Source organism: Alkalihalobacterium sp. APHAB7 (genome assembly GCF_048323755.1).
Lineage (GTDB): Bacteria > Bacillota > Bacilli > Bacillales > Bacillaceae_F > Alkalihalobacterium.
In genome coordinates this window covers 29,736-47,542 of the sequence record NZ_JBLWFS010000006.1, presented here as the reverse complement: position 1 = coordinate 47,542, position 17,807 = coordinate 29,736, and the positions used below count along the sequence as shown (strand labels likewise).

Here is a 17,807-nt window from a genome sequence, read left to right as displayed (position 1 = left end):
AGAAACAGTTGTTGTTTTTTACATGGTTCTACTTTGCTCACTAGAAGAGTTGCTTCGATTTCGGAGCCAAACGGTTAAAAAACCTATAATATATGTACTAACGATTAATCCATCCCCTAATAGAGCGACGTATTTGCCAAGCGTTTCTACCTCGATGATTGAATTCGGGATAAATGTGACGAGAAAAACAATAAAAATTAGGGTCGCTGGAAGTCCGAATCGGATCTTTTGAGTATCAATAAATTGCTCATAAAATATTTGCTGAATAATAAACAGAATGTTCGCCATTGTTGTAAAAATAGCCATGATATAAATTGTTAGGAAAATCGATTCTAATCGCTCAATAAAGGCACCGATTATTTCAATTTCCTTCGCTAATTCAATCCCAGGAAACGTAACGACCTTCGCCATTTCAAGCCCAAAAACAGCGTACGTTATAATCGTAAGGAAAGTATAAATAATAACTGTTGCGAGCATAAATACATTCAATAGACCTGAGCGTAAATCAGACTCTTTCATATACGCCATAAAAAAAAATAAAAGCAAGACGCCTGCAAACGAAAACATGGGGGGGGATACTCCGTATAAAATAGGAATAATGCCTTCACTCATGACTGGCAATAGTCGGTCAAACTGGGCATCACCTAAATTAAATAAGATGACCGTAAATAAGGCGACAAAAATAAAAGGGGTAAACATAATATGAATATGAACAATCCCTTGTATGCCTTTTGAGGCAGCGTACGTAATGAGAAGAAGAGTAATGGCAACGACTACTTCAGCAGGGGTTTGGTCAATCAAGTACATTTTGACAGCCATCGCTAGCACCCTAGCTTGAATACTCAATAAAACACCCATGTAAACGATAAAATGTAGGCCAATAAATTTTGCCCCCCATTTGCCTATTTTTCCTTCAGCCAAAAATTGTAGGTACGTTTTATTTGGGAAATTTTTTTGTAACTGAGTGTATAAATAGATAAGAATAATGGATAAAAAGCCAGCTAAAAGTATGGAAATCCAGCCATCGGTAGTTCCTATTTCATTGGCTAAAGTTCTCGGTAAAGTTAAAATACCTACGGCAAATATTAAAGACACTAAAGAAATTCCCATCTCGATTGGACTAATTTCATAACTCTTCTTATGGTCCATATCATTGACTCCTTTAAAACTTCGATTGTTGACCTTTTCCTGATTGCCCTGTAATTTTTTGACGTTGCTGTTGATTTTCTTCTTTCATATAGGGGAGCTTTACTAGTTCCTCGAGCTTCTGAGTACCCTTTTGAAACCCCAAAACCAGAAGAGCACTAGCTAAAGCCATCCAGAATACCGATCGCTGTGGCAAAAAACCTAATATGTTATCAAGAAAATTCTCCATTGTATTTCTCCTTACTAAATGTTTTGCAGATCAAATTTTTCTTTAGTTTTTCTCAAAATACGGAAATTATGATAAAGGAGGGAAATTTATTGGTGCTTATTGACCATCTTGTATGCTTATAATTTTGGAGACCTACCCTTTTAAGTGAATATTTGACACGTATTAAAAATTAAGGTTCTTTACTAAAATGTTGTTGTTTTTAGCTATGAACCGTTATCCAAGCGGAAGATTTATGTTAATAAAACCCTCCAATAGCAACAAAGTTTACGAAAATGAAACTTTATTCATTTTAGAGCGTATAGAAGAATACGCGAGTGTGGGAATACAAGAAGACAGAAAGCATATGAAATGTAAATACATATATTACTGAAAGGGATTGTACTAAAGTATTTGGTTAACAAATTTAAAGAAGCATCCCATCTATCAGGAAATAGCCGAATGAGTTTTTCTTGCAAAGGAGGTGCGTTGGTGTTTTATTCGATCTTAACTGTATTTGCGATCATGGTTATGTTTCTACCAATATTAATTCATCACTATTCGAAAATGCAAAAGGAGAAAGAAAGATTTAATCAAGAGTGGGAAAAGAAAACAAAGGATTATGACCCCTATAAATAACGCAGTACGTTCTTCATAGATTATGTAATGGGCAAAGTTCATCCGGTGCCAGGCACCTTTAATACACTGCTGTGATAAAGGTGCCTGGCACCGGGTTATTGACACTTTTTCGATTTTGTGATATTAAATTATTGGGTTAGCACTCTTTTGGCGCGAGTGCTAATTTTAAGGTAAACTTACATAATAGAAATGATTGAAATTGAAAGGGGAAGTTTTTCATGACGAAAAAGCAGTTTCAGGCCGAATCGAAAAGATTGTTAGAAATGATGATCAACTCTATTTACTCACAAAAAGAGATTTTCTTGCGAGAGTTAATTTCCAACTCAAGTGACGCGATTGATAAAATTTATTATAAAGCTTTAACGGATGAGTCGTTAAATTTCGACAATGACAATTACTACATAAAAGTTGAAGCGGATAAAGAGAGCCGCACACTTAAAATTACAGACACTGGGATCGGGATGACGAAAGAGGAGTTGGAAAACAACCTCGGTACAATCGCGAAAAGTGGATCGTTAGCTTTCAAAAACGAAAACGAACTGAAAGATGGTCATGACATTATCGGTCAATTCGGTGTTGGTTTCTACTCCGCATTCATGGTGGCTGATGTTGTCTCAGTAACGACAAGAGCTCTCGGAAGTGAAGTTGCCTACAAATGGGAATCAGAGGGTGCTGATGGATATACGATTGAAGAAGCACCAAAAGAAACGATTGGAACTGAAATTACTTTAAAAATTAAAGAAAACACGGAAGATGACACATACGATGAATATTTAGAAGAAAACCGTCTAAAAGGTATTATTAAAAAGTACTCTGACTTTATTCGTTACCCTATTAAGATGGATGTTACCGGTCAAAGACCGAAAGAAGGCAGCGAGGATAATGAATTCGAAGAGTATACAGAAGAGCAAACGATTAACAGTATGGTGCCGATCTGGAGAAAAAATAAAAATGAACTAACAGAAGAAGATTACGAAAACTTCTACCAAGAAAAGCATTACGGTTTTGACAAGCCTACCAAGCATATTCATATTAGTGTCGACGGTGCGATTCGATATAATGCGATTCTTTTCATCCCAGAAAAAATGCCGTTTGACTTCTATAGTCCTGAATTTGAAAAAGGGTTGGAGCTTTATTCAAGCGGTGTATTAATTATGAATAAGTGCGCAGATCTGCTGCCAGATTATTTTAGTTTTGTTAAAGGGATGGTTGATTCAGAAGATTTATCACTTAATATCTCAAGGGAAATCCTTCAACATGACCGTCAACTAAAACTTATCGCTAAAAATATTAAAAACAAAATCAAGAGCCAACTTCAAAGTTTATTAAAAGATGAGCGTGAAAAGTATGTGCAATTCTTCGAGACGTTTGGTAGACAGCTGAAGTATGGTGTATATAGCGACTTCGGACAACATAAAGAAGACTTGCAAGATCTAATTATGTTCTACTCTTCAAAAGAGAAGAAATTGGTCACATTAGCTGAGTACGTTGATCGGATGCCAGAAGACCAAAAGTATATCTATTATGCTTCTGGAGAAACACATGATCGAATTGAAAAGTTACCGCAAACGGAAATTGTATTAGATAAAGGCTATGAAATTTTATACTTTACTGATGAGATCGATGAGTTTGCGATCAAGATGTTAATGTCTTATAAAGAGACAGAGTTCAAGTCGGTTTCTAGCGGGGACTTAGGCATAGAGGATGAAAAAGAAGATCAATCAGAAACCGAGCAAAACGAAAGTAAAGAACTGTTTGATACCATGAAAGATATATTATCTGGAAAAGTAAAAGATGTACGTGCATCGAAACGATTGAAATCACACCCTGTCTGCATTTCAACAGAAGGTGATGTATCCATTGAGATGGAAAAAATTCTAAAAGCGATGCCCAACAATCAAAATGTACAAGCAGATAAAGTGCTGGAAATCAACATCAACCATGAGGTGTTTAAGTCATTAAAAGATGCGCTTGAGCAGGATAAAGAAAAGTTAACATTATTTACGAACCTTCTTTATAATCAAGCGCTGCTAATTGAAGGGCTACCAATAGAAGACCCAGTCGAATTTACAAACGACATTTGTAAGGTGATGGTGTAAAAGAGAGCATTAGATGTATTTTAACGGATTAAAACATTAAATCGTTAAAGGTACCTGGCACCCAAAATGGGTGCCAGGTACCTTTTTTAAAAAAAATTTTTGAAATAATAGATTGACAGCGTTTTCAGATTTTGATTTAATAGTTTACAAGTTAATAGTTCTGAAGGAGACAAGGAGACCAGTTTTTGCAGTTGTCATTTTTATAATGATAGCTCATTTGCTGATCTCCTTTTTTTGTCTCTGTAAAAATGAAAGGGGTAAAAAGATGTTACCGTTTGTAGGTGAAATGATTGGTACGATGATTTTAATTATTCTAGGAGGAGGAGTTGTTGCTGGATGTGTCTTAAAAGGGTCTAAATCCGAAAATGGTGGATGGATCGTTATATCGATGGCTTGGGGGCTTGGAGTTGCTACAGCTGTTTATGCGGTAGGATCAATCAGCGGCGCTCATCTAAATCCGGCAGTAACTGTGGGGATGGCTCTAGTAGGGGAGTTTCCTTGGAATGAAGTACCGCTGTACATTATCGCACAAATGATAGGTGCCTTTATTGGTGCAACACTCGTATGGCTTCACTATTATCCACATTGGAAAGAAACAGAAGATCAAGGAGCTAAATTAGCTGTTTTCTCAACAAGTCCTGCGATTGCTCATACACCATCTAACTATTTTAGTGAAGTTTTGGGGTCATTTGTGTTAGTCTTAGGATTATTAGCAATAGGTGCCAATGAATTTACTGAAGGGCTTAATCCATTGATTGTTGGATTTCTTATCGTAGTCATTGGTTTATCTTTAGGTGGAACGACAGGCTATGCGATTAACCCGGCTCGTGACTTAGGCCCGAGAATTGCTCATTTCCTTTTGCCCATAGCTGGGAAAGGTTCTTCCGATTGGGGGTATGCATGGATCCCAGTAGTAGGACCAATTATCGGCGGAGGTCTAGGAGCGTTATTTTACGCGGCTGTGTTCGAAGGAATAGTCTATTCGGCACTATGGTATTTAAGTGCAGCCTTTATTGCTGTACTGCTTCTAACCATTCAAATAGAAAAACAAAAACAATTAAAAGCGGTGCTATTAGATAAAAAAGTAATCGCTTAGTTCAAATCATAGTAACTATACAGTATCAATAAAATATAAATTAATATTGGGGGATAAAAGAGATGGAAAAGAAATATATTCTATCATTAGATCAAGGTACAACAAGTACACGTGCAATTATTTTTAATCAACAAGGAGAAATTGTTGGTGTCGAGCAAAGAGAATTTACACAAATCTTCCCTAATCCAGGCTGGGTAGAACACAATGCAAATGAAATATGGGCGTCAGTCTTATCGGTCATTTCTGGAGTATTATTAAAAACAAATATTAAAGCAAAGGAGATTGCTGGGATCGGGATTACGAATCAACGCGAAACAACGGTCGTTTGGGATAAAAATACGGGCCTTCCTGTGTACAATGCAATCGTCTGGCAATCACGTCAAACGGCTGATATCTGTGACAAATTAAAAGAACAAGGTCACTCTCAAGTGGTGCGAGACAAAACGGGCTTATTAATTGATGCTTATTTCTCAGGGACCAAAGTGAAATGGATCTTAGACCACGTCGAGGGTGCACGTGAGAAAGCTGAAAATGGGGAGCTTTTATTTGGAACAATTGACACGTGGCTCATTTGGAAGCTCTCTGGTGGAATTGCCCATGTAACAGATTACTCGAATGCATCGCGAACGCTAATGTATAACATTCATGAATTAAAATGGGACGATGAACTACTTGAAATGTTAACGGTACCAAAGTGTATGTTACCTGAAGTTAGACCATCGTCTGAAGTATACGGTATGACGGTTGACTATCATTTCTTCGGAGAGCAAGTACCAATTGCAGGAGCAGCTGGTGACCAACAAGCAGCATTGTTCGGACAAGCTTGTTATGAAGAAGGAATGGCGAAAAATACGTATGGTACAGGTTGTTTCATGCTTATGAATACAGGTGAAAAAGCGGTAAAGTCAGAACACGGATTACTTACGACTCTTGCCTGGGGTATCGATGGAAAAGTAGAATATGCATTGGAAGGCAGTATTTTTGTTGCCGGTTCAGCCATTCAATGGTTACGTGATGGACTGCGGATGATTAAGTCGGCGGGTGATTCAGAAAGCTATGCAACGAAAGTAGAGTCCACAGAAGGCGTTTATGTGGTACCAGCATTTGTCGGTCTCGGAACACCATATTGGGACAGCGATGTTCGTGGAGCGGTTTTTGGAATTACACGTGGTACAGAAAAAGAACACTTTATTCGCGCAACACTGGAGGCACTTGCGTACCAAACAAAAGATGTAGTAACAGCAATGGAAGCGGATGCGGGTATATCACTAAAAACATTACGTGTAGACGGTGGAGCTGTGGCAAATGAATTTTTAATGCAATTTCAAAGTGATATGTTAGGTGTACCCGTAGAGCGTCCATTCGTTCAAGAAACAACAGCTTTAGGAGCTGCTTACTTAGCGGGATTGGCCGTAGGTTTCTGGAGCAATCGTGAAGAGATTGCTAAGCAATGGAGTATCGATCGTACTTTTAATGTGAAAATGAATAACGAGAATCGAGAAAAATTATATACAGGTTGGAAAAAAGCCGTTCATGCAACAATGGCATTTAAGTAAAAACAGGTTTACAAAACATTGAGATTAGTATTATAATAATGATAAGTTAATAGTGAGGTCGGAGAATAGGAGAGGCCACAACACTCAATTTTTATGTGTTTGCGTAAAAGTTGAGAGGTTGTGGTCTCTTTTTGTATGCCCTCATAAGATAAATAAAAGGGGAGATCAACCATGGGAAGTTCTTTTTCAAGTAAACAACGATTAGCCTATTTAGAGGAAATGTCAAAACATACATTGGATTTATTAGTGATCGGTGGCGGCATCACAGGAACAGGTATTGCCCTTGACGCACAAGTACGAGGCATCAATACGGGTTTAATTGAAATGCAAGATTTCGCGGCAGGTACTTCAAGTCGATCTACGAAACTCGTTCATGGAGGGTTACGTTATTTAAAGCAATTTGAAGTTAAGTTAGTGGCAGAGGTCGGAAAAGAACGTGCGATTGTCTATGAGAATGCACCTCACGTGACTACACCTGAATGGATGCTACTACCGATGATCCAAGGAGGAACCTTTGGGAAAACAGCAACATCAATTGGTCTTAAAGTCTACGATTATTTAGCAGGAGTTAAAAAAGATGAACGGCGCAAAATGTTATCTAAAAGTAAGACGTTACAAAAAGAGCCTTTAATACGCACCGATAAACTCAAAGGTGGTGGGATTTACGTAGAATATCGTACGGACGATGCACGTCTTACGCTCGAAGTGTTAAAAGAAGCTGTACACCGTGGCACAAAGGCTGTTAACTATGCAAAAGCAGAAGAGTTTATCTATGAAAATGGAAAAGTGATCGGAGTTAAAGTTCGTGATGTCTTATCTAGTAAACTATATAGTATTTATGCGAAAAAGATTGTGAACGCAGCTGGTCCATGGGTAGATACGCTACGGGAAAAAGATAACTCAAAAAAAGGCAAGTATCTGCATTTAACAAAGGGAGTTCATCTTGTCATTGATGGAAGTCGTTTTCCGTTAAAGCAAGCCGTCTATTTTGATACAGCAAACGATAAACGAATGGTATTTGCGATCCCGCGAGATGGCAAAACGTATATCGGAACAACGGATACTTTTTATAATGAGGAGATTGCTCATCCGCGTATGACGGAAGAAGATCGAGACTATATCATTGCGGCGTGTAATTATATGTTCCCAACTGTCAATTTAACAGTAGACGATATTGAGTCAAGCTGGACGGGATTACGACCATTAATTCATGAGGAAGGAAAAAGCGCTTCTGAAATTTCTCGTAAAGATGAAATTTTCTTCTCTGAAACAGGGCTCATTTCAATCGCTGGCGGGAAGTTGACAGGTTACCGTAAGATGGCTGAACGAATTGTTGATATCGTTGGGAAAGACTTAGGAAATACGCAACCGTGTACGACCGCTCGTATAAAGCTTTCCGGTGGTGATGTTGGCGGAGCTGATCAGTTTGAGCCTTACGTCAGAAAAATGGTTGCAGAAGGCGAGAAACTCGGTTTATCTAAGGAGGATGCAAGTCGACTTGTCCACTTGTATGGATCGAATGTAACAAAAATTTACGAGATTATGAGAAATCATAAAAAAGATGCCGACCTTCATCGATTACCGATAACGGTCTTTGCTCAACTTAAATACGGCATGGAAGAAGAAATGGTCTCAACGCCGATCGACTTTTTCAACCGAAGAACCGGTGCTTTATTCTTCAATATGAACTGGGTTAAACAATGGAAAAATGAAGTTGTTGCTTACATGAAAAAAGAATTAAAATGGACCGACGAGCAAGTCGTAAAATACGTATCCTACCTAGAGTCTGAAATCTATTACGCAGAAAACCCAGTGGACGGGAGTAAAGAAGCAGTTCAAAAAGCAATATAGAAGAAAAATGAAATAGTGGATGCATTGAAAGAAGGTTGAAAAGAAAAGGGTGTAAAGAATAAAAGAAAATGATGTATAGAAAAATAATGGTACCTGGCACCTTTAGTTGACTAAAGGTGCCAGGTACCATTATGTAGTGAGTAAGAATAAATGTTCAGGTGGTAAGGTTACTTTTTTGCTTGTAAGGGCTGCTTGTAATTGGTTGTTCGGGACGATCGCTTTTAGATCCAGGGTACTTAATCTGAGGGAAACGAGCGTTTGATTGATGCCACCGATGATCTCACCAATTTCAAAATCAAACGAATTACGACCCAGCGTAGCCTCATTAACAAATTCAATGTTTTCAGCATGGATACCAACATGTGTCGGCGGCGGTTGAATAGGCTCGTTGTTGCTTACATGCAACCGCAGACCACCGATACTTACTTCGATTTCCTCATTCCTGTTATCGACTGAGCTAACCGGAATTACATTTTTACAGCCGATGATTTGAGCGGCATCCACCGATTTTGGTCGTTGAAACAACTCTTGTTTCTCACCAAACTGGATGACTTTTCCCTGTTTTAAAAGAAGAATTCGATCAGCCAGCCGATACGCTTCTTCCATGTTGTGGGTAACGAGCAACACCACCCCTGAGAAGTTTTCCTGGATGATCGTTAATAATTCTTGCTCGAGCATGTGCTTTACATGATGGTCGAGTGCGGAAAAAGGTTCGTCAAGCAGGAGTAGATCAGGGTTTGTAATTAATGTTCTTCCGAGAGCAACACGTTGTTGTTGTCCGCCGGAAAGTTGTCTCGGGTAATGCTGCTCATATCCCTGCAGATGAATTTTTGCAATCATTGCAGCCACTTTTTCTTTCATTTCCCGTTTGTGATATGATTTTTTTAATCCAAACGCAATATTTTCTTGAACCGTCAAGTGGGGGAAAAGTGCGTAATTTTGAAAAACATAACCGATGTTCCGATGTCTCGTTTTAATCATTGTTTTTGTCTTAGCATCAAAGAGCGTTCGGTCGTGTAAAACAATTTTGCCGTTGTTAGGGGTGTGGAGTCCTGCAAGACATTGTAATGTTAAACTTTTTCCGCACCCAGATGGACCTAAAATGGCGGTAATCCCTTTTTTAGCTTGAAACGAAACATCAAGGCTAAAGGTATCCAATTGTTTCTGAATGGTTACATCTAACACTTCTTCCTCACCCCTTTACAACTTTTCTTTCTAAGCGATTAATAACATATAGTACCGTGATCGATGTTGCAGTCATGATCAAAACGAGTACATTGGCTAAGTCACGATTACCAGCGAGAAGCGCGTCATAAATGGCAATCGGCATCGTCATTGTTTCGTTAGGTATACTGCCTGCCACCATTAACGTTGCACCAAAATCGCCTAATGCTCGAGCGAATGAAAGTGTTAGACCAGATGCAATGCCTCGCCAAGCAAGGGGTAATATTACCGTAAAAAAGATATTGAGATCTGATCGGCCTAATATTTTAGCGGCATTCACAACATTTTGATCGACACTAGCAAACGATGCTTTTGCGGATTTAATTAAAAAAGGAATCGAGACGACGAGTGCTGCAATGACGGCGCCTGTTGGTGTAAATACAATTGTCATATTAAACTGTTGCTCCACAAACTGCCCGATTGGACTTTGTCTGCCGAGCAAAACGAGTAAATAGTATCCGAGAACGGTAGGCGGTAAAACGACTGGTAGCGTAATAACCGTATCAACGAGATCAGCTATTTTCCCTTTTGATTTAGCTAGGTAATACGCAATTGGCAAGCCGATGAGAAGCGCTAAAAGAGTCGCCGTTGCAGCAACTCTTAATGAAAGAAATAGTGGAAATAAATTAACTTCTGCCATAACTTACTTCTCCTCACTCAGGCACAACAAAACCGTAGCGTTCCATAATCGGTTTCCCGATAGGCCCCATAATAAATTGAATAAACTCTCGTGCTAGCTCTTCTTCTGTTGTCCGATTGATAACAGCGATCGATTGTTCTAAGGGTGCATGCATGTCATCATTGATGATGTGAAAGTCAACTTCATCGTCCTTATATAAAGATAAGGCAATTATTCCTGCTTCCACATTGCCTGTCTCAATATAAGCTAACGTGTCTGATATATTACGGCCATAGACGAGTTTTCCTTGTAACCCTTCCCAAAGATCAGCCTCTTCTAAAGCTTGTTTTGCAGCTAGTCCGTAGGGGGCATGATCAGGGTTAGCAATGGCCACTTTACGAACTTCTTCTTTTAAAAGATCATCCAGTGTTTCAATAGAAATCGTTTGATCAGGAAGAGTAGCGATCCCAATTCGTCCGAAAGCATAGGTCGTTTGTGTATCCGGAATAATTAATTCTTTCTCATTCAATTGGTCAACAAAATGAATATTAGCTGCAGCAAATATATCAAAAGGAGCACCGTTTTCAATTTGGTCAGCAAGTTGACCTGTAGAGCCAAAAGAAAATGTGACTGTGCCCCCTGTTTCTTCTTCAAATAGTTGACCTACCTCTGTAAAAGCGAGGGTTAAGTCGGACGCTGCCGCAACTTTAAGTTCAATGCTCTTTTCATCACCGTTTTTGTCACTCGTACCACAAGCTGAATTTATAATTGAAATAAAAATTATGATGGGTAATATAGTAAAAATCTTTACTTTCATTTTTGTCGATCCTTTCTATCTATAAAAACTGTAATTCTAACTAAATAAGAGTATATCATTAGTCTCTCGTTTCGCAATGAAATATATCACAGTCTTACTAGAGAGTAGGCTTTTAATTCAACCGGAAAAAAGATCATTTTCTCCAGGTTATTATATTCGAGGGTCATTAGTGTAAAATTAGAATTTAATAAGTGCAGTAGGCAGTAGGCAGTAGGTAGTAGGTAAAAAATCATCTTATTTCCAAAAAATAGATATAATTAAAATGTAGATCAGCCCCGAGGAGTTCATGGGATGACAAAAGAAGGTTCGGATACATTAATTGAAAGGGAAGGTCTTAAGCGTATATTCAAATGGATTTCAATTATACTAACCATTTTTGTTTTTATCGTTATCTATTTTGTCACTTATTTAACATAATCTGCAAATCATTTAGAAATAGAAGAAGGTAAAATTAAAGTAACAGGTCACTTAGGAACAGACCGCTACATTTATATCAATTCAACAGACTCAACTGTTACTCAAGAATGGTATGACGCTTTAAATAACAAGTGGGTTAAATGGACTCTTCATTTACTGATAGAAAGGCAGTGAACAAAGTGAAAGCAAATTTATATATCGCCCTCATTTTAGCAGTGTTTGGAGTGTTAGCCGGAGTTTTCATTGTTCCATACCAAATGGAAACGATGAGTACATACTTATCACCGGAAGTGTTTGATCCGAAAGATCTGCCGCTACCAATGGCCGCACTCATTGGAATAGCGTCGATTCAGCTAGGGGTTGCCACGTTTGTAGCAAGTATTTTGGGAATTATTCTGGCTAGAAAAGTAAACTTAAAGCTTCCGATTCTTGATGGCCTCGTGAATAAAAATCAAAAAATGACCGTTTCAGGGAAGTGGCTGGCGTACGCGGTTTTGTTAGGGGTTCTTGGTGGTTTTACAATTGTTGCTGCAGACTATTTTTATTTTCAACACCAAATTCCACTCATTGCCGAAAATCCACCTGCTTTTTCTTTAAATGGTCTACTAGCTGGAGTTTTTTATGGTGGTGTAATAGAAGAAGTTCTCATTAGACTATTTCTGATGTCCTTCATCGTTTGGGTTTTATACAAACTTTTTGCGAGGGCAAAAACAACGATTCCTCATGCTTTTTACTGGATTGCTATCGTACTAGCAGCGATTGTTTTTGCAGTCGGACATTTCCCGACAACACAGGTTGTTTTCGGAGAGTTAAGTTCCATATTAATCATTCGATCCTTGCTTTTAAATGGACTGTTCGGGGTTGTGTTTGGTTATTTATATTGGCGCAAAGGAATTGAGTATGCAATATTCAGTCACATGACTGCACATATCTCTATGCAGTTGCTCTTTATACCGATTTTCTATTAAAAACAAAACATCTGGATACCTTAAAGAAGTTGTGGTTATGACATCGCAGCTTCTTTTTTTGCAGTAATATTATTGGTTTTTCTCTTGAGCACACGAACCAGCGGTATTAGTTGAAGGGGTCACCTAAAAATTCCCATAAGTGCACACGAACCAGCAGTATACGTTGAAGGAATCGCCTAGAAAATCCCTTAAGTGAAGATATGAAGAGTTACTGTAGGTTCGTTGAAGTTTAGTAATTCCACCGATAGTGCCCGGCAATTGGGGTGGAAAAGGATGAAAGTTTAACTTCGGCCGCAAAGGGTCTGTTATTGTGAATTAAATAAGGTGTTCCGTCTTTTGCTCGTTTGTCGGAAACAATACCTACATGGTGATAGCCTTCGAGGAAGAGTACAATATCGCCAGGTTGCCATTCTTTTAAGTTCTCAATGTCACCTGGAATGAGTTCAGTCGTCAAAGACTCAGCATGGCGCTCAAAAAAAGCGTATTGATTCGGGACACGTCGAAAATCGATATTCGGATCAGGCTTACCATCAACCCGAGGGTATAATTCCGTATGTTCTGCAATATCCTCATCCATAAGATCTTTTAGAATAATATCGGCACCTAATAACCCTCGCCATATGACATCAGTACAAACACCTTCATCATTTGGTGGGTAACCCCCAGCATAGTAGGTACTTTTATAATGGGTCCGTTGCTCGACTTCTTTTCTAGCGGTATAAACGATATCCAGCGGGTCGGGAATACCATTTCCGTTTCGGTCAACCATTGAATATTCCTCATGAACATTGACGGTTTGTACAAAAAGACGCTCCATATGAATGCCGAGTGAATCGAGAATAATTCCACCTTTGAAGAAATAGATAAACGAGAGCAGGGCAACTGAAAGAATTGATATCGAGACAAGCCATCTTTTTAACATTTTCATTCCCAAGCACACCTCATAAATAGTAGATTAAAAGAACAAACACCAAATATTGGATGGAATTATTGTATTATATGTCCGTCTTAAAGGGAAGAAAGACTTTGAAATAAGGCCTAAATTTTTTGAAACTTCTTAAACCTCTTATACGTATAACAATACAAGGGTAAACAAGCGTTATAAAACAGTATTTTATTAGTTCTACAATAAAAAGTTTAGTGAGGCAAGATCTGATTATGAAGCATTTCGGGATCGACCCCGAAGGCTCAGGCAGAAATAAGGATGACTAAAACAGTCCAAAGCATAAAGGAGAATAATAGATGAATGATCAACTAATTCAACAAATAAATAATGCTATTGAATTAAGAAAAGAAGGACAGTTAAAGGCATCGAATCAATTACTATTAAAATTAGTCACCGAACACCCTGAGAATGCAGAAGTGAACTACCAATGTGCTTGGAGCTACGATGTCTTAGGTGAAGAAGCTGACGCAGTGCCTTTTTATGAAAAAGCAATCGAGCTTGGTTTACCGGGAGAAGCATTAGAAGGGGCGTTATTAGGTTTAGGAAGTACATATCGAACGCTAGGAGAATATGAAAAGTCAAAACGGGTTTTCCAAAGAGCGGTTAACGAGTTTCCTACAAATCATGCAATAAAAGCTTTCTATGCAATGACATTATACAATACGAGTGATCATAAAATGGCAATGGAATTACTTTTAAAAAGTTTGCTTGAAACAACTGCTGATGAAACTATATTAAAATATAAAAAAGCGATCTACTTTTATTCGGATAAATTGGATGAAACTTGGTAGTAAAGCATAAATCTAGTTATATTTAAGTGACTTTAAAAGAATGATAAATGATAGGGAGAAGAGTGTTGTTACGGTGAGAATTACTCTCTATTTGAAGATGGATTTCTAATATCAAACCAGGCTGAGAGGAGAATGATTAATGGGCGAATTAAATCAACCGATGAGTACGAAAAAATTAATGTATTGGATTGGTCTTTTCATATTCGGTGGAATGCTATTAGCTTCAATTATTGATTCCAGCCTCTATCTAGAAAAATATTCTGCGGCTAAATTATGGGAGTTTCGGGTGTTTACCTTCGGGAGTGCAGTGGTTTACTATGGATTGGTTTTTCTAATGAATAGAAAACGATAGGTGTAAACGTCCAAATTTTATTATATGCAGCTCTAGTTTAGCTAGAAGCTAATTTATTGTGAAAGGAGGAAGTTATGAGGAATTTATTCACACTCTTACTTACACTTCTTTTATTAGCAGGACAGTTTGGTGCAACTTTTTGGATTGCCAGGCTAATTAATATGACATTTTTAGATACGATGTTCTTTACATCCATTGGTTTTTTAGCATTATTTATCTTTTTTTCTAGTAATGGTGGCCTAGTGTCTAACTATGCTAATGTGATGGCTTCTAAACAGTCATTTGGGAATGATGTGTATAAAAGAGAAGTGTTTGCATTTCGTATCAATTTGTTTGTTCTTTCATCTCTATTATTTTTTATCATTCATTGGATTCTTTTTATCATTCATTACATTTAGTCTTTAGAAATCAGTTTCATATGAGAGTTGGAGCTCATGAACTTTATAATAGCCAAGGCTCAGGATCTGTAGAGATGAATGTACCTGAGCCAACTAAGTTAGGTTATTTAAGGAGAATTCTTTGTTTTAGTTCAGCTTTCTAGTATTCACCTAAAAAACGCTCAACTCTATCAATCATCGGTTTTTTGTTGTAGTTAATAAACAAGCTGCTGGTTAGTCGGACGGGGTCGCCAAAAAAGAATCGTTCATACAACGTTTGTCTCGTACCAAATGGACTCATGCACAAATCCCAAGCAAGACGAAACAGCTTTACACGTTCTTTAGCATCCCTTGTTTTCGCTTGAAGATATAAATCTAAATCATCCTTGATTTCAGAATCGAAATCTTCCTCCGTAGGTATATTAATCATTCCACTTGCTCCGAGGAGTTGAAGGATTTCGGTGAGCTTTGGATAAAGTCGTTGAAACATAATCATCCCGGTGTATAAAGGGTTTACTGCGGGAATTATAATTTCATTCTTCCCATTTTTGGCCTCCACTTCTGAGGCAATTAGGAAAGCTTTCATCGTTTCAAGGGCAATGATGATGTCCGATACTTTTTCCTGAACATGTTGGTACTCACTCGTATTAATGGAGTCAACAATCAATTGTGCTACCCCTAAAATAAACTCTAGTTTCACTATTTGGCGAGACACTACTTGATGTAGCGCAAACGGGGTGAACGGTCCTTTGGTCGTAAAAGCATTAGCGACTTGTATATTGTTGTAATAAAATACTCGTTCCCATGGGACAAGGACATGATCAAAAACAACAAGCGAATCATTTTCCTCAAAACGAGATGACAATGGATAGTTAAATTTCGATTGACTCGAACAAAAAGACTGGCGACATATGAATTTTAATCCTTTTGTATTACTAGGAATGGAAAAGGCAAAAGCATACGATTTATCAAGAGGGTTTGGTGTGGAATAGACGATGATTTCATCTGTCAGTCCACCTTGTGTAGCAAGTAATTTGGCACCTTTAATAATAATGCCTTCATTCGTTTTATCTATTACTTTTGCAGCAATAGGGTGCTCAAATTCATCGAGAAAATGAAGGGGTGCCCGGTTAAATTGTGGATTAATAAAAGTATGAGTAAAGGAAAGGTCTTTCTCTCGTGCGTGTTCGTAAAGAGAGATTAAATGTTCAGGAAAGCAATTTTCATTATCTTCTAAAATATGTTTGGAAGCTAAGAAAGAAACTAATACCGTATTCATGTAGTCCGGACTTCTTCCCATCATCCCTGCATTGGTCTTTGCCCACTCTTGAATCATTATTCTTCTTTTCTTTAAATCCCTTTTGGTTTTAGGCATTATAAAAGAAATACCAACCCGTTCTCCGCTCGTTGGAGATGTATAGGTCAACAACTCTTTTTTGGAAATGTCATGTTGTAAATCGTAAAGCTTAGCTTGACTTTTTAATACACCACAAAATGCAGGGTGCTCAGAAATTTTTCCGTCCACCCGTTTTCCGTCAATCCAAACGTCGGATTTAAGCTGGTCAATCCGGTTAATATAGTCTTTGCCCCTAATCGCTCCCAAGTCTGAGATCACCTCTCTAAGTTAGCCATTTTGTGACCGTTTCCTGTTCATCTTTACAACTTTATTTTCGTTAGTAGTTGTTTATGAGTATAATTTTTAAACTTGTAACTGCTAGGCGGAGGACTCTTAGATGCAGTTAGGTGAAGGACAGGTAAGATGCTTTCATTTATTAAAATGAAACAAGGATATTCCGTCTTAGGGGGAGAATAGCATGGGTGGTGCAGGCAAAAAACTGCAAAAGCATAGAAAAAGAGCAGCTTAAGGGTCCCCTTTCCATAATAATAGAGTAAAGGGAGGAGGCCTTGGGCATAAAACCTAAAATCATATTGTTGTAACTTAAACGCGTGTTAATGGTAAAGTTTTAATGAGATATAAAAATGAGCTAGTTTATGTTATGAAAAATAGGTCTAACTTACTGCGATTAATTAGGAGTATCATAGAAAGGAATGATTTTTTGCAACAAATCATAGAAAAGCTTTTTGGTCAACCTTATAAGGACAGTAAGCTTATGCTGTTTAGTTATTGGTCTGGAATTCTTTTTTACATGATTGTCCTTTTGCTTTTTATCACGCAGGCTGTCGTTGGTGGACAGTGGTTATCGGTTTTAGCGATAGCGATTGGATTTCCTGTTCTATTCCGAATCGTGTACAGTTTAAACGTTAGTATGATGCGGAAATTTACAGGCTTCGGAAAACGAGGTATTTTTCTGTTGGCAGGAATCGTTGGTGGGATCACGATTATTTTTGTCAGTGTGATGTTGCTGTTTGCAGATAATCTTGCCATAAATGCTAGTAAAACAGAAGTGAACGGTCATGTAATGGTATCGATCGGGTCATTAAAAGGAAGCTACACGGTTGATCATGTCAAAATTACTCAAGAAGGGGTAGTTGGTATACCTTACCGAACGAGCGTAGGGGAAGGGGACTTATTCTTAGTCGTTGAACAAGGAGACGATGTCGTTTGGGAAGACAAAGTGTCACCACAAGCTGAAGGAATGATACAATTTTACGCTGAGGAAGGGCGGTATCTAATTCGTTTAGACACTGAACATGCGGAAGATATTAACCTTGAGGTCATTACTGAGCGGTTAAGAAAATAGAG

18 protein-coding genes are annotated in these 17,807 nt (G+C 38.1%); 11 read left to right on the top strand and 7 right to left on the bottom strand.

The genetic code is table 11. The features are described 5' to 3' along the window. Positions 1-18: 18 nt before the first annotated feature. Positions 19-1,149, bottom strand: coding sequence for a GerAB/ArcD/ProY family transporter (locus ACNSTQ_RS08110; RefSeq protein WP_418199355.1), 1,131 nt, complete (start codon positions 1,147-1,149; stop codon positions 19-21). 13 nt (positions 1,150-1,162) lie between these two features. After that, complete coding sequence (locus ACNSTQ_RS08105) at positions 1,163-1,375, bottom strand: hypothetical protein (RefSeq protein WP_418199354.1); 213 nt, start codon at positions 1,373-1,375, stop codon at positions 1,163-1,165. A gap of 468 nt (positions 1,376-1,843) precedes the next feature. On the opposite strand from ACNSTQ_RS08105, the gene ACNSTQ_RS08100 reads away from it, so the two are divergent. The 5 genes from ACNSTQ_RS08100 to ACNSTQ_RS08080 all read left to right on the top strand — a co-directional run bounded on the left by ACNSTQ_RS08100 (position 1,844) and on the right by ACNSTQ_RS08080 (position 8,592). Beyond that, positions 1,844-1,990 carry a hypothetical protein gene (locus tag ACNSTQ_RS08100; RefSeq protein ID WP_418199353.1) on the top strand — a complete coding sequence of 49 codons (147 nt, stop codon included), beginning with the start codon at positions 1,844-1,846 and terminating at the stop codon, positions 1,988-1,990. Positions 1,991-2,208: 218 nt separating this feature from the next. After that, positions 2,209-4,089 carry a molecular chaperone HtpG gene (htpG, locus tag ACNSTQ_RS08095; protein WP_418199352.1) on the top strand — a complete coding sequence of 627 codons (1,881 nt, stop codon included), beginning with the start codon at positions 2,209-2,211 and terminating at the stop codon, positions 4,087-4,089. 265 nt (positions 4,090-4,354) lie between these two features. After that, entirely contained in the window at positions 4,355-5,185 is an 831-nt protein-coding gene (locus ACNSTQ_RS08090; RefSeq protein ID WP_418199351.1) for an MIP/aquaporin family protein, read from the top strand. Positions 5,186-5,247: 62 nt separating this feature from the next. After that, complete coding sequence (glpK, locus tag ACNSTQ_RS08085; protein WP_418199350.1) at positions 5,248-6,741, top strand: glycerol kinase GlpK; 1,494 nt, start codon at positions 5,248-5,250, stop codon at positions 6,739-6,741. Between the two features lie 171 nt (positions 6,742-6,912). Continuing rightward, positions 6,913-8,592 (top strand): glycerol-3-phosphate dehydrogenase/oxidase, encoded by a 1,680-nt coding sequence (locus ACNSTQ_RS08080; RefSeq protein WP_418199349.1) that lies wholly within the window; start codon positions 6,913-6,915, stop codon positions 8,590-8,592. A gap of 129 nt (positions 8,593-8,721) precedes the next feature. Here ACNSTQ_RS08080 and ACNSTQ_RS08075 read toward each other — a convergent pair whose 3' ends face one another. Genes ACNSTQ_RS08075 through modA form a run of 3 tightly spaced genes read right to left on the bottom strand, consistent with a single transcriptional unit; the run spans position 8,722 to position 11,252 of the window. Further along, on the bottom strand, positions 8,722-9,777 hold the full coding sequence (locus ACNSTQ_RS08075) for a sulfate/molybdate ABC transporter ATP-binding protein (RefSeq protein WP_418199348.1): 1,056 nt from the start codon (positions 9,775-9,777) through the stop codon (positions 8,722-8,724). Positions 9,778-9,784: 7 nt separating this feature from the next. Beyond that, positions 9,785-10,456: a molybdate ABC transporter permease subunit gene (modB, locus tag ACNSTQ_RS08070; RefSeq protein WP_418199347.1), complete on the bottom strand. Its 672-nt coding sequence runs from the start codon at positions 10,454-10,456 to the stop codon at positions 9,785-9,787. A 13-nt stretch (positions 10,457-10,469) separates the two neighbouring features. Next, positions 10,470-11,252 carry a molybdate ABC transporter substrate-binding protein gene (gene modA, locus ACNSTQ_RS08065; RefSeq protein WP_418199346.1) on the bottom strand — a complete coding sequence of 261 codons (783 nt, stop codon included), beginning with the start codon at positions 11,250-11,252 and terminating at the stop codon, positions 10,470-10,472. Between the two features lie 291 nt (positions 11,253-11,543). Here modA and ACNSTQ_RS08060 point away from each other — a divergent pair, with 291 nt between their 5' ends. Continuing rightward, positions 11,544-11,669 (top strand): hypothetical protein, encoded by a 126-nt coding sequence (locus tag ACNSTQ_RS08060; protein WP_418199345.1) that lies wholly within the window; start codon positions 11,544-11,546, stop codon positions 11,667-11,669. A 140-nt stretch (positions 11,670-11,809) separates the two neighbouring features. Then, complete coding sequence (locus ACNSTQ_RS08055; RefSeq protein WP_418199344.1) at positions 11,810-12,637, top strand: CPBP family intramembrane glutamic endopeptidase; 828 nt, start codon at positions 11,810-11,812, stop codon at positions 12,635-12,637. 229 nt (positions 12,638-12,866) lie between these two features. On the opposite strand, the gene ACNSTQ_RS08050 is transcribed toward ACNSTQ_RS08055, so the two are convergent. Further along, positions 12,867-13,565: a DUF1287 domain-containing protein gene (locus tag ACNSTQ_RS08050; RefSeq protein ID WP_418199343.1), complete on the bottom strand. Its 699-nt coding sequence runs from the start codon at positions 13,563-13,565 to the stop codon at positions 12,867-12,869. A gap of 314 nt (positions 13,566-13,879) precedes the next feature. Here ACNSTQ_RS08050 and ACNSTQ_RS08045 point away from each other — a divergent pair, with 314 nt between their 5' ends. From ACNSTQ_RS08045 to ACNSTQ_RS08035, 3 genes are all read left to right on the top strand, one after another. Continuing rightward, the gene (locus ACNSTQ_RS08045) at positions 13,880-14,374 is read left to right on the top strand and encodes a tetratricopeptide repeat protein (RefSeq protein WP_418199342.1); all 495 of its coding nucleotides are present in this window, start codon (positions 13,880-13,882) and stop codon (positions 14,372-14,374) included. A 139-nt stretch (positions 14,375-14,513) separates the two neighbouring features. After that, positions 14,514-14,726 carry a hypothetical protein gene (locus ACNSTQ_RS08040; RefSeq protein WP_418199341.1) on the top strand — a complete coding sequence of 71 codons (213 nt, stop codon included), beginning with the start codon at positions 14,514-14,516 and terminating at the stop codon, positions 14,724-14,726. Positions 14,727-14,800: 74 nt separating this feature from the next. Then, the gene (locus tag ACNSTQ_RS08035; protein ID WP_418199340.1) at positions 14,801-15,124 is read left to right on the top strand and encodes a hypothetical protein; all 324 of its coding nucleotides are present in this window, start codon (positions 14,801-14,803) and stop codon (positions 15,122-15,124) included. A 139-nt stretch (positions 15,125-15,263) separates the two neighbouring features. Here ACNSTQ_RS08035 and hpaB read toward each other — a convergent pair whose 3' ends face one another. Next, positions 15,264-16,706: a 4-hydroxyphenylacetate 3-monooxygenase, oxygenase component gene (gene hpaB / locus ACNSTQ_RS08030; protein WP_418199339.1), complete on the bottom strand. Its 1,443-nt coding sequence runs from the start codon at positions 16,704-16,706 to the stop codon at positions 15,264-15,266. 454 nt (positions 16,707-17,160) lie between these two features. On the opposite strand from hpaB, the gene ACNSTQ_RS08025 reads away from it, so the two are divergent. After that, a complete protein-coding gene (locus ACNSTQ_RS08025) occupies positions 17,161-17,805 on the top strand; it encodes a hypothetical protein (RefSeq protein WP_418199338.1) in 645 nt (214 codons plus the stop codon). Positions 17,806-17,807: the final 2 nt, after the last annotated feature.

Excerpts from the sequence above, each read along its gene's own strand:
- ACNSTQ_RS08105 (WP_418199354.1), bottom strand. The coding sequence starts at position 1,375 with ATGGAGAATTTTCTTGATAACATATTAGGTTTTTTGCCACAGCGATCG.
- modA (WP_418199346.1), bottom strand. The coding sequence starts at position 11,252 with ATGAAAGTAAAGATTTTTACTATATTACCCATCATAATTTTTATTTCA.
- ACNSTQ_RS08055 (WP_418199344.1), top strand. The coding sequence starts at position 11,810 with ATGGACTCTTCATTTACTGATAGAAAGGCAGTGAACAAAGTGAAAGCA.
- ACNSTQ_RS08110 (WP_418199355.1), bottom strand. The coding sequence starts at position 1,149 with ATGGACCATAAGAAGAGTTATGAAATTAGTCCAATCGAGATGGGAATT.
- ACNSTQ_RS08040 (WP_418199341.1), top strand. The coding sequence starts at position 14,514 with ATGGGCGAATTAAATCAACCGATGAGTACGAAAAAATTAATGTATTGG.
- ACNSTQ_RS08035 (WP_418199340.1), top strand. The coding sequence starts at position 14,801 with ATGAGGAATTTATTCACACTCTTACTTACACTTCTTTTATTAGCAGGA.
- ACNSTQ_RS08090 (WP_418199351.1), top strand. The coding sequence starts at position 4,355 with ATGTTACCGTTTGTAGGTGAAATGATTGGTACGATGATTTTAATTATT.
- glpK (WP_418199350.1), top strand. The coding sequence starts at position 5,248 with ATGGAAAAGAAATATATTCTATCATTAGATCAAGGTACAACAAGTACA.
- ACNSTQ_RS08080 (WP_418199349.1), top strand. The coding sequence starts at position 6,913 with ATGGGAAGTTCTTTTTCAAGTAAACAACGATTAGCCTATTTAGAGGAA.
- ACNSTQ_RS08060 (WP_418199345.1), top strand. The coding sequence starts at position 11,544 with ATGACAAAAGAAGGTTCGGATACATTAATTGAAAGGGAAGGTCTTAAG.
- htpG (WP_418199352.1), top strand. The coding sequence starts at position 2,209 with ATGACGAAAAAGCAGTTTCAGGCCGAATCGAAAAGATTGTTAGAAATG.
- ACNSTQ_RS08050 (WP_418199343.1), bottom strand. The coding sequence starts at position 13,565 with ATGAAAATGTTAAAAAGATGGCTTGTCTCGATATCAATTCTTTCAGTT.
- modB (WP_418199347.1), bottom strand. The coding sequence starts at position 10,456 with ATGGCAGAAGTTAATTTATTTCCACTATTTCTTTCATTAAGAGTTGCT.
- ACNSTQ_RS08045 (WP_418199342.1), top strand. The coding sequence starts at position 13,880 with ATGAATGATCAACTAATTCAACAAATAAATAATGCTATTGAATTAAGA.